This window comes from Rhizobium sp. CB2179, from assembly GCF_057653455.1.
The window spans coordinates 691,856-712,159 of the sequence record NZ_CM172781.1 but is presented as its reverse complement, the minus strand read 5'-3'; the positions used below and the strand labels follow the sequence as shown (position 1 = coordinate 712,159).

At 61.0% G+C, this 20,304-nt stretch carries 19 protein-coding genes and 1 pseudogene; 13 read left to right on the top strand and 7 right to left on the bottom strand.

Features of this window, described 5'->3' with window-relative positions; genetic code table 11:
• Nucleotides 1-131: 131 nt before the first annotated feature.
• On the top strand, nt 132-575 hold the full coding sequence (locus AC244Q_RS03440; protein ID WP_128407837.1) for an RbsD/FucU family protein: 444 nt from the start codon (nt 132-134) through the stop codon (nt 573-575).
• 106 nt (nt 576-681) lie between these two features.
• Here AC244Q_RS03440 and AC244Q_RS03435 read toward each other — a convergent pair whose 3' ends face one another.
• Nucleotides 682-1,173 carry a DUF721 domain-containing protein gene (locus AC244Q_RS03435; protein ID WP_128407838.1) on the bottom strand — a complete coding sequence of 164 codons (492 nt, stop codon included), beginning with the start codon at nt 1,171-1,173 and terminating at the stop codon, nt 682-684.
• A 108-nt stretch (nt 1,174-1,281) separates the two neighbouring features.
• Here AC244Q_RS03435 and mutY point away from each other — a divergent pair, with 108 nt between their 5' ends.
• From mutY to AC244Q_RS03420, 3 genes are read left to right on the top strand one after another with little or no spacing between them, the layout of a single operon-like run.
• On the top strand, nt 1,282-2,373 hold the full coding sequence (gene mutY / locus AC244Q_RS03430; RefSeq protein ID WP_128407839.1) for an A/G-specific adenine glycosylase: 1,092 nt from the start codon (nt 1,282-1,284) through the stop codon (nt 2,371-2,373).
• 2 nt (nt 2,374-2,375) lie between these two features.
• Nucleotides 2,376-2,990, top strand: coding sequence for an HAD family hydrolase (locus tag AC244Q_RS03425; RefSeq protein WP_113545745.1), 615 nt, complete (start codon nt 2,376-2,378; stop codon nt 2,988-2,990).
• A gap of 3 nt (nt 2,991-2,993) precedes the next feature.
• The gene (locus AC244Q_RS03420; protein ID WP_128407840.1) at nt 2,994-3,359 is read left to right on the top strand and encodes a nuclear transport factor 2 family protein; all 366 of its coding nucleotides are present in this window, start codon (nt 2,994-2,996) and stop codon (nt 3,357-3,359) included.
• Nucleotides 3,360-3,458: 99 nt separating this feature from the next.
• On the opposite strand, the gene AC244Q_RS03415 is transcribed toward AC244Q_RS03420, so the two are convergent.
• The 3 genes from AC244Q_RS03415 to AC244Q_RS03405 all read right to left on the bottom strand — a co-directional run bounded on the left by AC244Q_RS03415 (nt 3,459) and on the right by AC244Q_RS03405 (nt 6,046).
• Nucleotides 3,459-4,610, bottom strand: coding sequence for a site-specific DNA-methyltransferase (locus tag AC244Q_RS03415; protein WP_113545747.1), 1,152 nt, complete (start codon nt 4,608-4,610; stop codon nt 3,459-3,461).
• A gap of 759 nt (nt 4,611-5,369) precedes the next feature.
• Nucleotides 5,370-5,720: an antibiotic biosynthesis monooxygenase family protein gene (locus tag AC244Q_RS03410; RefSeq protein WP_128407841.1), complete on the bottom strand. Its 351-nt coding sequence runs from the start codon at nt 5,718-5,720 to the stop codon at nt 5,370-5,372.
• On the bottom strand, nt 5,717-6,046 hold the full coding sequence (locus AC244Q_RS03405) for an NIPSNAP family protein (RefSeq protein ID WP_128407842.1): 330 nt from the start codon (nt 6,044-6,046) through the stop codon (nt 5,717-5,719). Before AC244Q_RS03405 ends, AC244Q_RS03410 begins: the two co-directional genes overlap by 4 nt.
• A gap of 71 nt (nt 6,047-6,117) precedes the next feature.
• On the opposite strand from AC244Q_RS03405, the gene AC244Q_RS03400 reads away from it, so the two are divergent.
• Nucleotides 6,118-6,804, top strand: coding sequence for an ArsR/SmtB family transcription factor (locus AC244Q_RS03400; RefSeq protein ID WP_128407843.1), 687 nt, complete (start codon nt 6,118-6,120; stop codon nt 6,802-6,804).
• A gap of 45 nt (nt 6,805-6,849) precedes the next feature.
• Here the strand turns inward: AC244Q_RS03400 and AC244Q_RS03395 are convergent, their stop codons facing one another.
• The gene (locus AC244Q_RS03395) at nt 6,850-7,281 is read right to left on the bottom strand and encodes a hypothetical protein (protein WP_012756370.1); all 432 of its coding nucleotides are present in this window, start codon (nt 7,279-7,281) and stop codon (nt 6,850-6,852) included.
• A 326-nt stretch (nt 7,282-7,607) separates the two neighbouring features.
• Nucleotides 7,608-7,814, bottom strand: coding sequence for a hypothetical protein (locus AC244Q_RS03390; RefSeq protein ID WP_128407844.1), 207 nt, complete (start codon nt 7,812-7,814; stop codon nt 7,608-7,610).
• Nucleotides 7,815-8,076: 262 nt separating this feature from the next.
• Here AC244Q_RS03390 and AC244Q_RS03385 point away from each other — a divergent pair, with 262 nt between their 5' ends.
• From AC244Q_RS03385 to AC244Q_RS03370, 4 genes and pseudogenes are all read left to right on the top strand, one after another.
• Nucleotides 8,077-9,909 carry a methyl-accepting chemotaxis protein gene (locus AC244Q_RS03385; RefSeq protein ID WP_012756368.1) on the top strand — a complete coding sequence of 611 codons (1,833 nt, stop codon included), beginning with the start codon at nt 8,077-8,079 and terminating at the stop codon, nt 9,907-9,909.
• 37 nt (nt 9,910-9,946) lie between these two features.
• Nucleotides 9,947-10,175, top strand: a pseudogene (locus AC244Q_RS03380) (hypothetical protein); the annotation flags it as partial.
• A 150-nt stretch (nt 10,176-10,325) separates the two neighbouring features.
• Entirely contained in the window at nt 10,326-11,735 is a 1,410-nt protein-coding gene (locus AC244Q_RS03375; protein WP_128407845.1) for a Dyp-type peroxidase, read from the top strand.
• A gap of 357 nt (nt 11,736-12,092) precedes the next feature.
• The gene (locus tag AC244Q_RS03370; protein WP_128407846.1) at nt 12,093-12,782 is read left to right on the top strand and encodes an HAD family hydrolase; all 690 of its coding nucleotides are present in this window, start codon (nt 12,093-12,095) and stop codon (nt 12,780-12,782) included.
• Nucleotides 12,783-13,084: 302 nt separating this feature from the next.
• On the opposite strand, the gene AC244Q_RS03365 is transcribed toward AC244Q_RS03370, so the two are convergent.
• Entirely contained in the window at nt 13,085-13,729 is a 645-nt protein-coding gene (locus AC244Q_RS03365; protein ID WP_012756365.1) for a hypothetical protein, read from the bottom strand.
• A gap of 275 nt (nt 13,730-14,004) precedes the next feature.
• Here AC244Q_RS03365 and thrC point away from each other — a divergent pair, with 275 nt between their 5' ends.
• Genes thrC through AC244Q_RS03345 form a run of 4 tightly spaced genes read left to right on the top strand, consistent with a single transcriptional unit; the run spans nt 14,005 to nt 20,284 of the window.
• Nucleotides 14,005-15,429 (top strand): threonine synthase, encoded by a 1,425-nt coding sequence (thrC, locus tag AC244Q_RS03360; protein WP_012756364.1) that lies wholly within the window; start codon nt 14,005-14,007, stop codon nt 15,427-15,429.
• Nucleotides 15,430-15,432: 3 nt separating this feature from the next.
• Nucleotides 15,433-16,731, top strand: coding sequence for a M16 family metallopeptidase (locus AC244Q_RS03355; RefSeq protein ID WP_012756363.1), 1,299 nt, complete (start codon nt 15,433-15,435; stop codon nt 16,729-16,731).
• Nucleotides 16,732-16,760: 29 nt separating this feature from the next.
• A complete protein-coding gene (locus AC244Q_RS03350; protein ID WP_012756362.1) occupies nt 16,761-17,375 on the top strand; it encodes a GNAT family N-acetyltransferase in 615 nt (204 codons plus the stop codon).
• Nucleotides 17,372-20,284, top strand: coding sequence for a sensor domain-containing phosphodiesterase (locus AC244Q_RS03345; protein WP_128407847.1), 2,913 nt, complete (start codon nt 17,372-17,374; stop codon nt 20,282-20,284). Before AC244Q_RS03350 ends, AC244Q_RS03345 begins: the two co-directional genes overlap by 4 nt.
• The last annotated feature ends 20 nt before the right edge of the window (nt 20,285-20,304 follow it).

The window sequence follows — 20,304 nt, the reverse complement described above, 5'->3', positions numbered from 1 at the left end:
GCTCGGCGGTCACCCGGTCTATTTCATCCTCCAATGAAATGCTGGAAATCGATATATGGCCATCGAAACGTTTGCGCAAGCGTTTTCGTTAGCTATTATGGTGATATTGGAGTTTATTGGGAGGAGCAAACATGGCACTGAAAAACATTCCGGCGATTCTTTGCCCGGATCTTTTGTGGATACTGAGCGCGATGGGCCACGGGGATGAGCTCGCCATCGTCGACAAGAATTTTTCGGCGTGTCGCGTGTCGAAGAAGACCGTGACCGGCAAACTCGTGTCGATGAACGCGGCGAGCGCCACAGACGCCATAGCGGCGATCCTGGCAGTCATGCCGCTCGATCACTTCGTCGAACAGCCGCTCATGCATATGGAGGATCCGGATCAGGCCGGCACGATGCTACCGGTTCATGCGGATGTGGAATTGCTCTGCTCGACGGTCGAAAAGCGCAGCATCAAGAGCAGATCGATCGAGCGCTTCACCTATTATCCGTTGGCTGAATCCTGCTTTGCGGTGGTTCACACAGGTGAAACACGGCCCTATGGCAACTTCATCCTGAAGAAGGGTGTGGTTTAGCGATGGTCTGAAACGTCTCCAGGTCGCGGGAACGCTTGAAGGCGTGGCCTGTATGCGATTGGTCCGCCTGTGGATTTCATTGGCTCCGATCGAGCACGCGCCACATTTATCGTCCCTTCTTCCCCATCACCGCGGTGCCTAAGCGCTGGATTGCCTGGCGCAGCTTGTCGTTCTCGATGCCCTCCATCATGCCTTCGAGCTTGCGGGCGGCTTCGCCCTTCAGCGACGGCGGGGTGCGGGAGCGGCGGATGGTTTGTGAGACCGGCTTCTGGACGATGCGGATCTGGTGGACGGCGGCAAAGCCGAAGAAGCTGTTGATGCGCTGGATGAGTTCGCCCTGCGCATGGGTGAGGAACAGCGCACGCGCGCCTTCGCAGGCAATCGTCAGCACACCGGGGCGGAAGCCGCCGGTCTCATTGCCGCCGCGCGCCCAGGCGATCTTTTCCGGCCGGGTGCAATCTGCGAAATCCTCGCCGGCGATTTCGCTCCACGAGCCAAGCAGCGCCGTGTTGATGCCGGCGCGCCGGGCAAGGACGGGATCGATCAGCCCGTTCGCCAGCTCGGAGATCTGCTTTGCACCTTTGCGTGGATAACTCATCGAAACCCTTCAGCGACGCCGCCAATTCGCATGCCAATTCGTATTGGCGACTTGATCGCGCGGCATTGCTTCGTCAAGTATAGGCACTTCCCCCCATCGCGGCAAATCATGACGATCACCACACTCGACACGCCCTCAGCAAAGCCCCTGCTCGACTGGTACGATCGCCACCACCGCGACCTGCCCTGGCGCGTTTCGCCCGGCATGGCGGCCCGCGGCGTCAAGGCCGATCCCTATCGCGTCTGGCTGTCCGAGGTGATGCTGCAGCAGACGACGGTGCAGGCGGTCAAACCCTATTTCGAGCGATTTCTCCAGCGCTGGCCCGAGGTAACCGATCTTGCCGCAGCCGAAAACGACGCGGTGATGGCCGCCTGGGCGGGGCTCGGCTATTACGCCCGGGCCCGCAACCTGAAGAAATGCGCCGAAGCGGTGGCGAACGAGCATGGCGGCGTCTTTCCCGATACCGAAGAGGGCCTTAAATCCCTGCCCGGCATCGGCGACTATACGGCCGCCGCCGTCGCAGCCATCGCCTTCAACCGGCAGGCGGCTGTCATGGACGGCAATGTCGAGCGGGTGATCTCCAGGCTCTATGCGATCGCCACGCCGCTACCGGCCGCAAAGCCCGCGATGAGAGAGAAGGTGGCGCTGTTGACGCCTGCCGATCGGCCCGGCGATTTCGCCCAGGCGATGATGGATCTGGGTGCCACGATCTGCACGCCGAAGCGGCCGGCCTGTTCGCTCTGTCCGTTCCGGGGTGCCTGCGAGGCGCTCAAACTTTCCGATCCCGAGCTCTTTCCGGTCAAGGCGGCAAAGAAGGAGAAGCCGGTCAGATATGGCGCAGCCTTCATCGCGGTAACAGGTGATGGCGAGATCCTGCTGCGGCGGCGCATCGACAGCGGCCTGCTCGGCGGCATGACCGAGGTGCCGACGACCGCCTGGACGGCGCGCATCGACGGCGAGACCTCGGCCGCCGCCGCGCCCTTCGATGCGGCATGGCAGGCCTCTGGCACCGTCATCCATGTCTTCACCCATTTCGAGCTCAGGCTTTCGATCTGGCGTGCGGCAATCGCTGCCAAGGTCGGCACGAATGACGGATGGTGGGAGCCGGTTACAAATCTTGAAGCACAGGCACTGCCAACCATCATGAAAAAAGCGATCGCAGCGGCTATTCCTCTCGCGTTTAAAACATCCAAGGGATGACCATGACCACCGACATAAGACATATCGTTTTCGATATCGGCAAAGTCCTTATTCACTACGATCCGCATCTTCCCTTCAGCCGCCTCATTCCCGATGAGACCGAGCGCAACTGGTTCTTCGCCAATATCTGCACCCATGACTGGAACATCGAGCAGGACCGCGGCCGCACCTGGGCGGAGGCCGAAGCGCTGCTGATAAAACAGCACCCTGCCCGCGAAGAGCATATCCGCGCCTTCCGCAAATATTGGCATGAGATGGTGCCGCACGCCTATGACGACAGCGTCGCGATCATGGAAGGGCTGATCGCCGAAGGGCGTGACGTGACGATGCTGACAAACTTCGCCTCCGACACCTTCCGCGAGGCGCAGGCGCGCTTCCCCTTTCTGACCAAACCGCGCGGCGTCACGGTTTCCGGCGATGTCGGCCTGATCAAGCCCGATATCGCGATCTACGAGACGCATACGAAAAGCTTCGGCCTCGATCCGGCAGCGACGATCTTCATCGACGACGCGCCTGTTAATGTCGAAGGCGCCAAGGCCTACGGCTGGAATGCGGTGCTGTTTTCGGGCGCGGAAAAGCTGCGCAGCGATCTTGCCGGCTATGGGGTGAAGGTCTGAACTATGGCCTTCGACCCCGCAGAAGAGATCGAACGCTTTCACGCCGCCATCAACGCTCTCGATTTTCCGGCAATCGAGGCCTATTTCGCCGAGGATGCGACCTATGTCTCGAACGGCGTCGGCGATCTCACCGGCCGCGCCGAGATCATGGCGGCCTTCCGGCGCTACTTCGACGACTATCCCGATCAGACGGCGGAAAATTCGCTGGTGGAAACGTTGACGCCGCTCTCCGGCCGATCGGTCTGGTCGGTACGCGCCACCCACAGCAAATCAGGCAAGCCGCTGATCCGCGAGGGCGAGGAGACGATCACCTTCAACGCGGAAGGCCGTGTCACACGGGTTGAGGTCACCGATTACCAGGACTTTTGAAAAGAGGACGCCCGGGTTTGACCCCGGGCGCCTTGGTCTTCTTCCGCAACTGGAGGGAAATCGGAAGAAGGTGGTTTCGATCCGTAGAGGCGTTGCTCACTACGCCTTTGCCAGATCACTGCGGATGACGGACCTGAGATCGTCGATCGGGCGCAGGGACTGCCCGTCTTCGAAATGCCAGAAGGTCCATCCGTTGCATGCATCGAGGCCCTGCACCTTGGCGCCGAGACGATGAATGGAGCCGGCCTCGCCGCCGGATGCTACCGTGCCGTCGGCGCGGACAATCGCGCTATAACGGCGCTTGGCGTCGGTCAGCACCTGGCCGGGCTTGATCAGGCCGCTTTCAACCAGCACGTTGAAGGCGACGCGGACCTCGGCCTTCTTGCCGGTCATGACGGTCAGTTCCGCCTTGCCGAGCGGCTCGACGGCGGCGATGCGGGCCGAGGCCGCATCGATATAATCCTGCTCACGCTCGATGCCGACGAAATGACGGCCGAGACGCTTGGCGACCGCGCCCGTCGTTCCCGAGCCGAAGAAGGGATCGAGCACGATATCGCCTGGCTTGGTCGAGGCCATGATGACGCGGGCGAGCAGCGCTTCCGGCTTCTGTGTCGGATGGGCCTTCTTGCCGTCCTCGCCCTTCAGCCGCTCGCTGCCGTTGCAGATCGGGAAGAGCCAATCGGAGCGCATCTGCACGTCGTCATTGGCCGCCTTCAGCGCATCGTAATTGAAGGTATAGCCCTTGGCCTTGGCGCTAGGGCTTGCCCAGATCATCGTCTCATGGGCGTTCTGGAAACGGCGGCCCTTGAAATTCGGCATCGGGTTGGTCTTGCGCCAGATGATGTCGTTGAGGATCCAGAAATTCAGATCCTGCAGCGTGGCGCCGACACGGAAGATATTGTGATAGGAGCCGATCACCCAGATCGAGCCGGTCGGCTTCAGAACGCGCCGGCAGGCCAGCAGCCAGGCACGGGTGAAGGCATCATAGGCCTCGAAGGAGGCGAACTGATCCCATTCGTCGTCGACCGCATCGACCAGCGACTGATCGGGACGATGCAGCGTTCCGCCGAGCTGGAGATTATACGGCGGGTCGGCAAAGATGATATCGACGGAGTGGCTGGGCAAAGCTTCAAGAGCACTGACGCAATCGCCCTTGATGATCGTGTCAACCCAAGACCCGGGCCTGGAATCCGGCCGGGAATCCGACTTGACGGAAGCCTTGAGGTCGGCAAGCGGAAAAACTGATGCCATTCTGATACTCACTCATACGCTCTACGCTTAACTGTCCGTTATGGTTACGCAACTTAGTTACCAAAGCCTGAAGCGGTGGCCGATTTCGGGAATTTATTCGGGGGGCCAATCGACGGCAGCCATAGCCGCAACTGTCGAGGGCTAATGGTCGAACCGTTCTTTAAGGACGGTAAGTTTGACATAGAACTGCAAATAATTGAAAGTTCAGGTGGCAAGCTACAATCAGGGGCATTCGTCTGGCGCTCACCCATAGCCGCCGTAAGATGCGTCCGTATATCCAAGAGCAGGCGGTTTGGGCGTGACAGTAACTTTGGCCAATACGATGGCGCGCGGCGTCGCGTCGGGAGCGGTTTTGATGCTGGCGGGATGCGGCTTGCCACTCCATGAGACCGTCCAACCAGAGGCATCACTAACTGTGAGATCGGAGACGGGCACGCCGATCCAAGGGGCGCAGGTGAGACTCAATATGCGCGCGATCCCCAGTGCCCAGCACGCGATAGCCGTCGTGTTGACGGACACCGATGGGAGGGCCTCATTTCCGGAGGTGAAGGAGTGGCATACCAGATATCCGCTTATGATGCACGGAACGGTGGAATACCAATGGGCCTGGTGCGTTTCGAAGGCAGGTTATCAGGACCACGATGAAAGATGGTCTGCAGAGTTTAAACCCTATGCGGTTGTGACCATGAAAGAAGGAAACTCAAGAGGCTGCCCAGTCACGCGCAATCCCGGTGAACCGCGCGTAGTGGTCGCCACGCGTCACGCCGCATCGTGAACCTCGCGGCTATCGCTCGGCGCCTCATCGCGTTCGAACATGCCGTAGTCGCGCACGACACTGGCGATCCGCAGGCGGTAATCGGCGAAGACGCCGCCGCGGCCGGCCTGCTGGGCGGCCCGATGGGTCTCGCGGTTGCGCCATTCCTTGACCGCCTCCTCGTCGCGGAAGAAGGAGAGCGATAAGAGCTTACCGCGGTTCGTCAGGCTTTCGAAACGTTCGATCGAGATGAAGCCGTCGATCTTTTCGAGCTCTGATCTGAGCTCGCCGGCGAGGTCGAGATATTTGTGGCGTTCGCCCATATAGGGCACGACTTCGAAGATGACGGCGATCATGGCAGCACCAGCTTGGCGTGAGGGGCGGAGACGTTTTTCAGGAAGATGCGGTCCTCCTTGAGGATGAAGCCTTCGCGCCTGGCGAATTCGTAATTGTCGCGGCCGAGCGGGTCGGCGGCCAGCCTGGCGCGATAGGCCTCGTAAACGGCGAGGCTGTCGATGTTGTAGACGCCGTAAGCCGTCGTCGCCGATCCCTCGTGCGGGCCGAAATAGCCGATCAGGTCGGCGCCGTTCCGAGGGATTGCCTGGCCCCAGTTGCGGGCATATTCGGCAAAGGCCTCCTTCTTGAAGGGGTCGATCTGATAGCGGATGAAGCAGGTGATCATCGGTTTCTCCTTTGGCTGCCTACCCGTTTTCGCACATTGCCTGACGGCGATGCTTCGGTTACGATCGAACTATGAAGGAAGGCCCAGACATTGCGCAGATCGGCGCGCTCATCGGCGATCCCGCCCGCGCCAACATGCTGGCGGCACTGACCGGCGGCCGGGCACTGACGGCGACCGAGCTTGCCGGCGTCGGCGGCATCACCGTGCAGACGGCGAGCACGCATCTCGCCAAGCTCGAAGCCGGCGGGCTGCTAACCCAGCGCAAACAGGGACGCCATCGCTATTTCACGCTGGCCGACGAGGCCGTCGCCCGGCTGATCGAAAGCATGATGGGCTTTGCCGCCGGACGCGGCCATCTGCGCCATCAGCCGGGGCCGAAGGAGCCGGCGCTGCGCAAGGCGCGCATCTGCTACGATCACCTTGCCGGCGACTACGGCGTGCGCATGCTCGACAGCCTGATTGCCTCCGGCTCGATCGACGCGGTCGGCGACGGCCTGGCGCTGACGGAAAAGGGCGAAGGCGATCTCAAACGCATCGGCATCGATGTTGGCGACCTCAGATCGTCGCGCCGGCCGCTCTGCCGCTCCTGCCTCGACTGGAGCGAAAGACGCGCCCACCTCGCCGGCAGCCTCGGCAAGGCCCTGCTGTCAAGCTTCCTCGACAAAGGCTGGGCGCGGCGCACGGCCGAAAGCCGCTCGATCCTGTTTTCGCCGGAGGGCGACCGGCAGTTCCTCATGTTTTTCCCGGTCGATCCGTAGGTTATTGCGGAGCTGCAAGAGGTTCCGAGGCACGCTCCAGCGCCCTCACGCACCTGCCCTCTTTTCATCTTCCTGCCGCACATGCGCCCGCAGCGCCGCCAGAGTGAGCGCCAGCGCTGCGTGATTGCTCTCGGCTTCACCGAGCACGCTTTCGCTCTCCTTGATCTCGCGCAGCTGCGCACCGTAGAGCGACTCGTCCGGTGTCTGGCGGCCGCGGGCGAGGTGCCAAACCGCATCCGGCCGGACTTCCCGGCACAGGTCGATGGCGTGATTGACGTCGTGCGTGAAGGGTCGCGCCATCAGGAAGCCGTGCTCAGACTTGATACTGCTCGGCAGGTAATCGTGAGGACCGTCGAAATCGTTGGGCTCGGCCGGCCGGAGTTGCTTCAACAGAAAGGCACAGGTGATGAAGGCGTCGATCCGGCTGTCGGGCATGTCAGTCTTTTCCAGGGTTTCGATGATGTCCTCGATCGTCATGCAGTCTTCCTCTTCATCCATTCTCTAGACATGCCGCTTGTTCTCCTCCCAAGAGCGGCGGTGACGTCCTCCTCGATCGCCATCTAGTGCATGAGAATGCCAAAGGTAGTCCCCGGACTGCGGTTAGTCTGGCATGAGGCGGATTTGATGGATGTCGCGCCATCCTCAACGAAGGCGCATCTCTGCCGTCTCGGCAACAGGCTCGCCTGCTTCCAGACCGTGTTCTCTCGGTACTCGCAAGCTAGCGGCGACTTGCCTCTAGAGCATGATGCCGAAAAGTGTGAGCGGTTTTCGGACGACATCATGCTCTACTTCTTTGATTTAGATCAGGCTTTCTTCCTCATCTTCCTTTCGATCTTGGCTCTCTTGTCGGTGCCATCCCCGGCATGCTTTCCGCCGGTCAGGGCATTATCCTTCATCGCCTGCAGCTGCGCACAGCTTCGGTGCTTGCCCTTGGCGATGACGTCGGTGGATGTGAAGGCAAACAGCAGCACTACGGCTGCCGCCGGTCGGACGAAAGCTGAAAGCCTCATGGTCCCTCTCCCATTGTACGTGCATCGTACGCCCCAGACCGGTAAGCAGCAATGAGCCTCGACGAGGCCGCGGCACTCGCGCAGGTCCGTCATCCTATCGGTAGCGGGCATCCGCCCGACCCACAAAGAGCTCAACCTTTCATCGAAAGTGAAATATCCGCTACAACCTGTTGTTTTCGCGCCGTTAAGCCATATGGTGCTAAGAAAATAATTAAGCATGTTCGGCTACTCTCACGTTCTAAATTAACGAGAGAGCCCTGTCATGGCGTCGATCCAGCATAAGATCATCATTGCGAGCATCGCGATTTTCGCATTGGCGGGCGGCGCTACGGGCGTCGGCATCTGGTCCGCCTCGACCCTCTCCGAAAACAACGCCGACGTTGCCCGGTCGGCGCAAATTCTGCGCAACCACATGCAGGCCGACATGATGCATGATGCAATGCGCGCGGATGTGCTGGCGTCGATGCTTGCCTCCAACCCGGCAGCAGGCATAGACCCTGCCGCGGTGAAGGCGGATCTGGTGGAGCACGACGCGTCGTTCCGTGAGATGATTGGCGCCAATAAGGCTCTTGCCGCCGACGAAAAGACCAAGGCGCTGCTTGCCAGCATCGAACGTCCCCTTCTGACCTATATCGAAAGCGCCACGAAGATTGTCGATCTGGCGAGCCAGGATCCCTCGGCAGCATTGAAGGCCTTGCCGGAATTCATGGCGCAGTTCTCGACGCTGGAAACGGCCATGGAACAGACCGGGGACCAGATCACGGCGGCGTCGGACGATATTTCCAAGCATAGCGCCGACATAAAAGCTTCGGTCGATATTGTTCTGAAAGCACTTCTGGCTGCGGCCGCGCTGTTTGCGCTCGGGCTCTATTTCCTGACCCGCAAGACCGTCACCAAGCCGATCCTTTCGCTTTCCAACGACATGCAAAAGCTTGCCGACGGTGACACAGCAATTGCCTGCACCGGGATCGGCCGCACCGATGAAATCGGAACGATGGCATCGGCCGTCGAAATCTTTCGCCAGGCGGCGATTGCCAATAAGCAGCTTGAGCAAGACGCCGAGGCAGCCCGATTACAGGGCGAAGCCGAGCGGATCACGGCGCGCAAGCAGGCCGACGAAGATGCAGCCGAACGGCTGCGGGCGGCGACATCAGGCCTCGCCGCAGGCTTGAAGAGGCTTGCATCCGGCGATCTTGCCTTCCAGATCGATGAGCCGTTCGCGCCTGATTTCGAGAACCTCCGGCATGATTTCAACATGTCGATCCGGCAGCTCGATCAGACGCTCAGCGCGATTGCGACCGCCATTGCCGCGATCGACGAAGGCACCAGGGAAATCGCATCCGGGGCCGGCGATCTGTCAAAACGAACCGAACAGCAGGCAGCCTCTCTCGAAGAAACCGCCGCAGCGCTCGATCAGATCACCGCCAATGTCTCGAACTCGAGCAAGCGGACCGACGAGGCACGCACGGAAGCGACCGATGCAAACCGCAATGCCGCCAAATCTTCGGAAGTCGTGTCGCATGCCGAAGAAGCCATGCGCCGCATCGAGGCTTCGTCCCAGCAGATTTCCAGCATTATCGGCGTGATCGACGAGATCGCCTTCCAGACCAATCTGCTGGCGCTGAACGCCGGCGTCGAAGCGGCACGCGCCGGCGACGCGGGCAAGGGTTTTGCGGTGGTCGCCCAGGAAGTGCGCGAACTCGCCCAGAGATCGGCTCAGGCGGCAAAGGAAATCAAAGGCCACATCCAGAAATCCTCGGTGGAAGTGGAAAGCGGCGTCAAACTGGTTCTCGACACCAGCCAGGTTCTGAAGGCGATCAGCGAGCAGATTGCCCGCATCAACCAGCACATGGATGCAATCGCCGTATCGGCCAGAGAGCAGTCGACCGGCCTTGCCGAAGTCAACACCGCCGTCAATTCCATGGACCAGGTGACCCAGCAGAACGCCGCGATGGTGGAGCAATCCACCGCGGCATCCGGCCAGCTTGCTCAGGAAGCTGCCACGCTGCGTGAACTGGTTTCCCGGTTCAGGCTTCGGGCGACGGCTTCGACGCAATCTGCAGCCGGACGCAGGGGTGGGCAGCTGGCGGCCTGACCGCTGCTATCTGCTCGCCATTGTTCATTCCGGCGACGTCGGGGACCTCAGATCATCGCGGCTGCCGCTCCTGCCTCGACTGTAACAAAAGGCGGGCTCATCTCGCCGGCAGTCTCGGCGAAGCCCTGATGTCAAGTTTCTTCGACAACGGCTGTGCGCGCCGGGCGGCGGAAAGTCGCTCCATCCTCTTCTCAGCGGAAGACGACCGACAGTCACCGCACTCTTCAGCCGATCTGGCAGCAGAGCCTATCCAAGAGGGCGGGTGAGCACCCGATATCAATAGGTTCGTTTGTAGATCAAAAATGGCAAAAGATTCAAACCGTCATTAGAAATACAAATCAAATAATAAATGGTTGCGTTGACTCTAATATGCTACCTGTTGTTTAATGACGACGTCATTAACGGAGGAATGCAAGATGTCCGTCACGTTAAACTCTCCAATCTCATGGAAAAATCTATCAACTGACGACAGCACTATGCTTAACAATCTTCAGCCGAACATCATCAAGGCGCATGTTCGTGAGTTTTTGACTCTATTTTTTCTGCGGTTTGACGATAAGGAGGCTGCGAAAAGCTTCCTTCGGGCGATTTCCACGACGCTGATGAAATCGGCAAAGCAACATTTAATGGAAATTGAAGCATTCAAAGCCAAACCTTCGACGCCGGGAACGCCGTACATTGGGCTTGGCCTTACTGACGCGGGCTATCAAGCCCTCCAAATCGCCCAAAGACCGAGCGATCCGATATTCCGCGCGGGTATGCAAAAATCCGACTTGAATGACCCTGATGTCAGCAGGTGGGATTCTTATTTTCGCAATCCCATCCATGCGGTCGTTCTGGTGGGAGATATGCTCAATGACACCAAGGTCACGGCTCACGATCAGGTGGTAGACTTGATCCAAGCCTCGCATGGGGTAACAATCGTAGGGACGCAAGATGGCCTGGGCCTTCACAATGACAATGAAGAAGGTATCGAACACTTTGGCTATGTCGATGGGCGAAGCCAGCCGCTGTTTCTGCTGGAAGACATCGACGCCGAAGAAAACGCGACAGATGGGATTGCGAACTGGGATCCGGCTTTCCCATTAGAACAGGTCATTGTTCCTGATCCAGCAGCGCCCGATCCGGCCGTTCATTTCGGAAGTTACTTCGTATACCGGAAGCTGGAACAAAACGTCCGCCGCTTCAAAAGGCAGGAGCAGAAACTTGCAGATCGCTTATTCGGATCTGATGACGAAAGGGCCGGCGCTATGGTCGTCGGGCGCTTTGAGGACGGAACGCCGGTCACGATGCAGTCAGAAGACGGAGTTGAGTCACCCGTCCCGAACAACTTCAACTACTTCAGCGACAAGAGCGGCGCGAAGTGTCCCTTTTCAGGGCATATCCGGAAAACCAATCCGCGAGGGTCGGGCGGGTTCGAAAACATTGCTGGCGAGCGAAAGCACCTCATGGCCCGACGCGGCCAAACCTATGGCGTGCGAACAGATAATCCGAACGATGGCAAGATCGAGAACAAACCGAGTAAATACGTCGGCCTGCTGTTCATGGCGTTCAACAGTGACATAGGCAATCAGTTCGAATTCACGCAGAAAAATTGGGCCAACAATCCCGGTTTCCCGGCCGTTCCGGCTGGCTTTCCACCGCCTGGGGTCGATCCGGTCATCGGTCAAACAAAACAAGATGCTGCGCGACCAGATATGGAAGGAGCCGCCATCTGGGGTGATCCCAGCTCCCTCAAGACCGTCGCAACCGTTCCTCAAGCGGTGAAGATGAAGGGAGGCGAATATTTCTTTATGCCGTCCCTCGCGTTTCTGAGCGCGCTTTAAATTTGCCATGACGTCGGCGGACAATCCCGCCGACGTCATTCCATCGTCATCTCCAGGCGCTCTCATTTTATAGCGCCGCGCACGATGCGCCCGGCGAGCATTCGGCTGATGCGGCTTGCGATTGTGCCTCCGGTTCCCTCCCCATGCGCCTTCGGTAGCGAGCGGGTTCCTGCTTGTCGAGACCAGGATGACGGCGGCCAACGCGGCCGATCCGACTGCGACGACGGAGCCCGTCGCATGCCGCATCGCTGCCATGCTTGAGATCAGGTTGAGCTTTGGCCGGGCATCGTGTAAAGCCGCAGCATTCCCGGACAAGACCCCGACTTCCAGCCCAGACTTTCAGCAAGGCGTGAACATATGGACGGCTTCGACCTCATCATCTTCGACTGCGACGGCGTTCTCGTCGATTCGGAAATCATCGCGGCGGAAGTCGAATCCGTGCTTTTGACAGAGGCCGGATATCCGATCGGCGTCGAAGAAATGGGCGAGCGCTTCGCCGGCATGACATGGCGCAACATCCTGCTGCAGATCGAGCGCGAGGCAAGCATCCCGTTTTCGGCCTCGCTGCTCGACAAGTCGGAGCATATGCTCGACCTCAGGCTGGCAGAGGACGTCGAGGCCATTCCAGGCGTCGAATTCGCCCTCTCCAGGCTGCCGATCAAGCGCTGCATCTGCTCCAATTCGAGCACCAAGCGGCTCGACATGATGCTGACCAAGGTGGGCCTGAAGCCGCTGTTTGCCCCGAACATTTTCTCCGCCAAGGATCTCGGCCCGGACCGCGCCAAGCCGAAGCCCGACATCTTCCTGCATGGCGCAAGCCAGATGGGTGTTTCGCCGGACAAGGTTATTGTGGTCGAGGACTCCGTCCACGGCGTGCACGCGGCACGCGCCGCCGGCATGCGCGTCATCGGTTTTACCGGCGCCTCGCACAGCTATCCCGCCCATGCCGACAAATTAACGGATGCCGGCGCCGAAACGGCAATCTCGCGCATGAACGACCTGCCAGGTGTCGTCGCCGCGCTGGCGGCCTGGGACAACGTTCTCTGAGGCGCCTCAGGCCTTAAGCCCGACACCGCGGAGCTGTGGACTGACACCACGCCTTGACTCTGCCGAGCCCATAGAATGGCCGAGATCAAGCCGGAATGCTGTGTCAGGCGAGCACGCCCTCTCCTTCCTCATCCCTGTGCTCGTCACAGGGATCCAGTGCGCCCAAGTCCTTGGGCGCGAGAGAAAGGCTTCGTCGATGAGAGTCATTCACAGCGCAGACGCGCCGTGGCTGGATTCCTGTGACGAGCACAGGAATGAGGGAGGTCGTGCATCCGTATCTCGGAAGCAGCCGCTGGAATTGCTTAGCTGCTCTTCTTGGTCTTTGCCGGCAGGGTGTCGAAGCCGATATTGACGCGCACCAGTGCGCCGGAGCCGACCGGCATCTTGATGCCGTCCTTGCGGAAGATGACCTGCGTGCCCGGAGCACCCGCCGGGATTTCGGTCGGGAATTTGGTAACCTCGGAATAGAGCACCGTCTCGCCGTCGACGACGGAGATGCGGATCGGCAGCGTCAGCGGGCCTGGCGTGCCGGCCGGGCCGGTGATCAGGCGCAGCTGGGCGACGATGGTCATCGTCAGGTTCGAGTCGTTCAGCGTGCATTGGCGAGTGTAATCGCCGAAGGAGGCCTGGTAGACGATCTGCTGCGGATCGTCCTTCTTGCCCTTGGCATAGGTGCGGAAGATCGCGTCCTGGTCACGCATGAAGATCTGTGGGCAGGCGCCCTGGACGACGGGGGCGACCGTGCCCTGCGCCGTCGTGGCGGTGCCGATCGAAGGATTGTTCGAGGACGGGTTGGCGGGCGCCAGCGGCATGATCTGGGCGGTGCCGTTCGGCTGGGTCGGCGCCGACGACTTGCTGTCGCCGCCTATGCCGAGCGAGTTGCAACCAGTAAGCAGGGCAAGAAAAGATGCGGAGACGATGAGACGCGAGACCTTGCCGAGCACCATATTCCATCCCTTGTACAAGCGTTTCTTGGAGGCCCCGTGTCTTTTCAGCAGGGCCTTTCATGACGGTTTGCGATGGTCTATATCAGCGGCGCAAACAAAAATCGATTGGGTAAGCGCCGTTTTGATGCACTTTTCGACGCCGGATGCGGGCAACTTCAAAAGCATACGAGCAAAGCCCTGCCGGCAGGGCGGCGCCTTTTCGATTTCCGGCCCGATTTCAGGCAGAGCGGGCCATGGTGCCGGCCGGCCGGGTTTCCTCCAGCGATAGATCAAGGATGACGAACGTGGATTATATCTCGACCCGCGGCGAGGCCCCTTCCCTCGGCTTTTGCGACGCCCTTTTGACCGGGCTGGCGCGCGATGGCGGGCTCTACGTTCCCTCGAAATGGCCGAGCTTTTCCAAGAAGGAGATCCGGGCGCTCAGGGGCAAGACCTATCAGGAGATCGCCTTCACCATCCTGTCGCCCTTCACCAATGGCGAGATCCCCGACGACACTTTCCGGGCGATGATCGACGAGGCCTACGGCACCTTCCGCCACCCGGCGATCGCGCCGCTCGTCCAGACCGGGCCGAACAGCTTCGTCATGGAGCTTTTCCACGGCACGACGCTCGCCTTCAAGGACGTGGCGATGCAGTTGCTCGCCCGGCTGATGGACTATGCGCTGGAAAAACGCGGCGAGCGGGCGACGATCGTCGGCGCTACCTCGGGCGACACCGGCGGGGCTGCGATCGACGCCTTTGCGGGCCGCGAGCGCACCGATATCTTCATCCTCTTCCCGCACGGCAAAGTCTCGCCCGTGCAGCAGCGGCAGATGACGACCTCGTCGTCACCGAACGTGCATGCGCTTGCCGTCGAGGGCAATTTCGACGATTGCCAGAACCTCGTGAAAGCAATGTTCAACGACGTGGCCTTCCGCGACAGGGTCCGGCTATCAGGCGTCAACTCGATCAACTGGGCGCGCATCATGGCCCAGATCGTCTATTATTTCACGGCATCGGTCGCGCTCGGCGGGCCGGACCGGAAGATCTCGTTCACGGTGCCGACCGGCAATTTCGGCGATATCTTCGCCGGCTACTGCGCGAAGCGCATGGGCCTGCCGATCGACCGGCTGGTGATCGCCACCAACGAGAACGACATCCTGGCGCGGGCGCTGAAGACCGGCCGCTACGACATGAAGGCGGTCAAGGCGACGAGTTCGCCGTCGATGGACATCCAGATCTCGTCGAACTTCGAACGGCTGCTCTTCGAAGCCTATGACCGCGACGCCTCGAAGGTGCGCGCGGCGATGGAAAGCCTCAAGCAATCCAACGGCTTCGAGATCGGCAGCCAAGCGCTGAAGGCGATCCGCCGTGACTTCCGCGCCGGGCGTGCCAGCGAGAAGCAGGTGGCCGAAACGATTCGCAAGACCCATGCCGAGACCGGCTATCTGCTGGATCCGCATTCGGCGATCGGCGTCTTCGTCGCTGCCAAGAAAGAAAAGCCGAATACGCCGATGGTGACGCTTTCGACCGCGCATCCGGCGAAATTCCCCGCCGCTGTAAAATCCGCCTGCGGTATTGACCCGGCGCTTCCGACGTGGCTTGCTGATCTGATGCACAGGGAGGAGCGTTTCCAGATCATCAAACCGGAGCTGAAAGCCGTTGAGACTTTTATCGGCAAGCATGCCCGCGGCGAGACGACAGCAGGCGCAGAAAGATAGCCAATGACAGTTGAGTGCACCCGGCTAAAATCCGGGCTGACAGTAGTCACAGAGACCATGCCGCATCTTGAAAGCGTTGCGCTCGGAGTCTGGATCAAATCGGGATCGCGTAACGAGACGGACAACGAGCACGGCATCGCTCACCTGCTCGAACACATGGCCTTCAAGGGCACGGCGCGCCGCACGGCCCGCCAGATTGCCGAGGAGATCGAGGATGTCGGCGGCGAAGTCAATGCCGCGACCTCGACCGAGACGACCTCCTATTATGCCCGCGTGCTCAAGGACTACGTGCCGCTCGCCGTCGATATCCTCGCCGACATCCTGACGGAATCGGCCTTCGAGGAAGAGGAGCTGGAGCGCGAGAAGCAGGTGATCCTGCAGGAGATCAACGCCGCCAACGACACGCCCGACGACGTGGTGTTCGACCGGTTCTCCGAGGTCGCCTATCGCGACCAGACGCTTGGCCGGGCGATCCTCGGCACGCCGGAGACCGTCGTCTCCTTCACGCCGCAGCAGATCCGTGGCTATCTCAGCCGCAACTACACGACCGACCGGATGTTCGTGGTCGCCACCGGCGCCGTCGAGCATGAAGAATTCCTGCGCATGGTCGAGGATCGTTTCGCCAACCTGCCGACGGCCCCTTCGGCGCCGCCCGTCATGGAACCGGCGCGTTATATCGGCGGCAGCGTGCGCGAACCGCGCGACCTGATGGACGCGCAGATCCTGCTCGGTTTCGAAGGCAAGCCCTACCACGCCCGCGATTTCTACTGCTCGCAGATCCTCGCCAATATCCTTGGCGGCGGCATGTCCTCCAGGCTCTTCCAGGAGGTGCGCGAGTTCCGCGGCCTCTGTTATTCGGTCTATGCCTTCCACTGGGGTTTTTCCGACACCGGCATCTTCGGCATTCATGCCGCAACCGGCGGCGAAAACCTGCCGGAGCTGGTGCCCGTCATCATCGATGAGCTGCACAAGTCAGCCGATGCGATCCACCAGAAGGAAATCGAGCGCGCCCGCGCCCAGATCCGCGCCCAGCTGCTGATGGGTGCGGAAAGCCCGGCTGCCCGGGCCGGCCAGATCGCCAGGCAGATGATGCTCTACGGCCGGCCGATCTCCAATCCGGAGATGATGGAGCGGCTGGAAGGCATCACCGTCGAGCGGCTGACCGACCTTGCCGGCCGGCTGTTTTATGACACGGTGCCGACGCTTTCGGCGATCGGGCCATTGGACCAGCTCGCACCGATGGAAGATATCACCGCCTCGCTTTCGGTCCCGGCGTCGAAGACGCTGCAGGCAAGCCGCTGAGCCGACGTTCGTCCTGCCGGGAGTGATCGATGCCAAAATCGGTTTTTCGGTTCCTGCAGCGGCAGCCGGAAGCGGTGGAGCTGGAGAACGACAGGTATTTCCTGCGCCTGCCGCGCTACCAGGATTTCAACCAGTGGCACCGGCTGCGCGCCGAAAGCCGCAAGTTCCTCGAACCCTGGGAGCCGACCTGGCGGCGCGACGAGTTGACGGAGGGCGCCTACCGCGCCCGTGTCGTCCGCGGCAAGCAGGAATACGCCTCGGGCCAGGCGGTGCCGCTGTTCATTTTCCTGAAAGGTGACATGACGCTCGTCGGCGGCGTCACCATCGGCTACATCAGAAGGGGTGCGGCACAAAGCTGCATGATCGGCTACTGGATGGGCGAACGCCACGCCGGCCAGGGGCATATGTTCGCCGCCCTTCAATTGGTTATTCCTTACATCTTCGCCGGGCTTGAGTTGCACCGTATCGAAGCAGCCTGTATTCCAGATAACGCGCGCAGCATCCGTCTGCTTGAAAAAGCCGGGTTTCAACAGGAAGGCTATCTGCGCGGATATTTGAAGATCAACGGTCAGTGGCATGACCATGTGATGTTTTCACGTCTCGCCACTGATACGGATAAAGGCAGGATAACCGACAGCCGATGACAAGAGACCGCATGCTGCCCAAGTCACCGTCCGGACGAGTGATCGCGGTGATCGCAGCCCTTTTCCTGGCGGCCTTCGCCTTCGTGGCGGGTGTTGCCCAGGCGGCCGAACCGGTAAAAATTTCCCGTGACGATACCGCGCTCGATCTGACCGCGACGACCGAGATCTACGCCAACCAGGGCGAGGCCTTCCAGGTTTCGACGGCGGCCGGCGCCGACGGCATCCGCCGCCGCATCGAGGTCAGGGCAAGCTCGGAGAACCATCAGGGCGACTGGGCGGTGTTTGCGCTTGCCAATGTCTCGGAAGAACAGCTCGAGCGCGTCATCGTCGCGCCGCATTTCCGTCTGGTCAATTCCAAGCTGTTCTGGCCGGATCTCGGCTCGCAGCGCATCAGCGCGATTACGCCGAGCGAAGGCTTCGCGCTCGACCGGCAGCCGAGCGACGAGGCCGACGTCTTCCGCATCACGCTGAACCCCGGCGCCGTCATCACCTTCGTCGCCGAACTGTCGACGCCGGAGCTGCCGCAGATCTATCTCTGGGAACCGAACGCCTACAAGGACACGATCAACGCCTTCACGCTCTATCGCGGCATCGTGCTCGGCATTGCCGGCCTGCTCGCCGTGTTCCTGACCATCCTCTTCGTCGTCAAGGGCACTTCGATGCTGCCGGCGACGGCAGCCCTCGCCTGGGCGGTGCTCGGCTATATCTGCGTCGATTTCGGTTTTCTCGGCAAGCTGATCAGCGTCGCCTCGGCCGACCAGCGAATATGGCGCGCCTGCGCCGAGGTGGCGCTGGCCTCGAGTTTCGTCATCTTCCTCTTCACCTATCTCAACCTCAACCGCTGGCATGCGCATCTCGGCTACGCCACACTTGCCTGGGTGCTCGGCCTTGCCCTGCTCTTCGGCGTGGCGATCTACGATCCGTCGATTGCCGCCGGCATTGCCAGGCTTTCCTTCGCGCTGACGGCGACGATGGGGCTGCTGCTGATCATCTATCTCGGCTTCAACCGCTACGACCGCGCCATCCTTTTGGTACCGGCCTGGGCGCTGATCCTCGTCTGGCTGTTTGGGGCGTGGCTGACCGTCACCGGACGGCTCGACAACGACATCATCCAGCCAGCACTTGGCGGCGGCCTGGTGCTGATCGTGCTGTTGATCGGCTTCACCGTCATGCAGCATGCGTTTGCCGGCGGCGCCTTCCAGCAGGGGCTGTTTTCCGATCTCGAGCGGCAATCGCTGGCGCTGACCGGCTCCGGCGACATGGTGTGGGATTGGGACGTGGCGCGCGACCGCGTCGTCACCATTCCCGACGTCTCGATCAAGCTCGGCCTTTCCCAGGGCGCCATGCATGGCGCGGCGCGCAACTGGCTGCCGCGGCTGCACCCCGACGACCGCGACCGCTTCCGCGCTACGCTCGACGTGCTGCTCGAACACCGCCGCGGGCGGCTGAACCACGAATTCCGCATTCGCGCCGAGGACGGGCATTTCCACTGGCTGCTGATCCGCGCCCGGCCGGTGCTCGGCTCGAACGGCGAAATCATCCGCTGCGTCGGCACGATCGTCGACGTGACCGAACAGAAGAATTCCGTCGAGCGGCTGCTGCACGATGCGCTGCACGACAATCTGACCGGCCTGCCGAACCGGCAGGTCTTCCTCGACCGGTTGCAGTCGGTGCTGGCGCTGGCGCCGGGCGGCGACACGCTGCGGCCGACGGTGATGGTGATCGATATCGACCGCTACAAGCTGGTCAATGATTCGCTCGGCGTTGCCGCCGGCGACAACATCCTCATCGCGCTGACGCGGCGCCTGCGCCGGCTGCTGAAGCCGCAGGACACGCTGGCGCGGCTTGCCGGCGACCAGTTCGGCCTCATCCTGGTTTCCGAGCACAATCCGGCCAAGGTCGCCGATTTTGCCGATGCGATCAGCAAGGCGATCATGGTGCCGATCAACTTCGCCAATCGCGAGATCATCCTGACGGCCTCGGTCGGGCTTGCCTCCTGGGTCGACCGGCAGGAGAGCGCCACCGGCCTGCTCAGCGACGCCGAGCTTGCGATGTACCGGGCAAAACGAGCCGGCGGCAACCGTGTCGAGCCGTTCCAGCCGGCCTTCCGCGACTTCGGCACCGACCGGCTGCAGCTCGAAACGGATCTGCGCCGCGCCATCGAGCGCAAAGAATTGTCGATGGTCTACCAGCCGATCGCAAGGCTGGAAGATGTCGAGGTCGCCGGTTTCGAGGCGCTGATGCGCTGGGAACATCCCAAACGCGGCAATATCCCGCCGTCCGAATTCATCCCGATCGCCGAGGCCTCCGATCTTATCGGCCCGCTCGGCATGTTCGCACTGGAACAGGCGACCAACGATCTGATGAGCTGGCAGCACCAGACCGGCGAATTGCCGATCTTCGTCTCGATCAATCTGTCGAGCGTGCAGTTGCTCAATAACGAGCTCTATGACGACGTGCGTTCGGTTCTCGCCAAGACGCATTGCCAGCCCTCGCGCCTCAAGCTCGAACTGACGGAATCCATGGTGATGGAAAATCCGGAACAGGCCCGGCTGGTGCTGGAGAAGCTGAAGGAAGCCGGCATCGGACTGGCGCTCGACGATTTCGGCACCGGCTATTCGTCGCTCGCCTATCTCACCCGCTTCCCCTTCGACACGATCAAGCTCGACAAGACTTTGGTGCGCGACAGCAGCGACAAGAAGGCGATCGTGCTCCGGTCGGTGATATCAATGGCGCGCGAACTCGACATGAAGGTGGTGGCGGAGGGGATCGAATCCAACGAGGATGCGATCGAGCTTGCCAAGATGGGCTGCAACTACGGCCAGAGCTACCTTTTCGGCCCGCCGATCCCTTCGGAATCGGTGCTGCGGCTGCTGCGCGACCGCTTTCCGCTGACGAAACGGGCCTGAGCGGAGCGGCCGGCCTCATC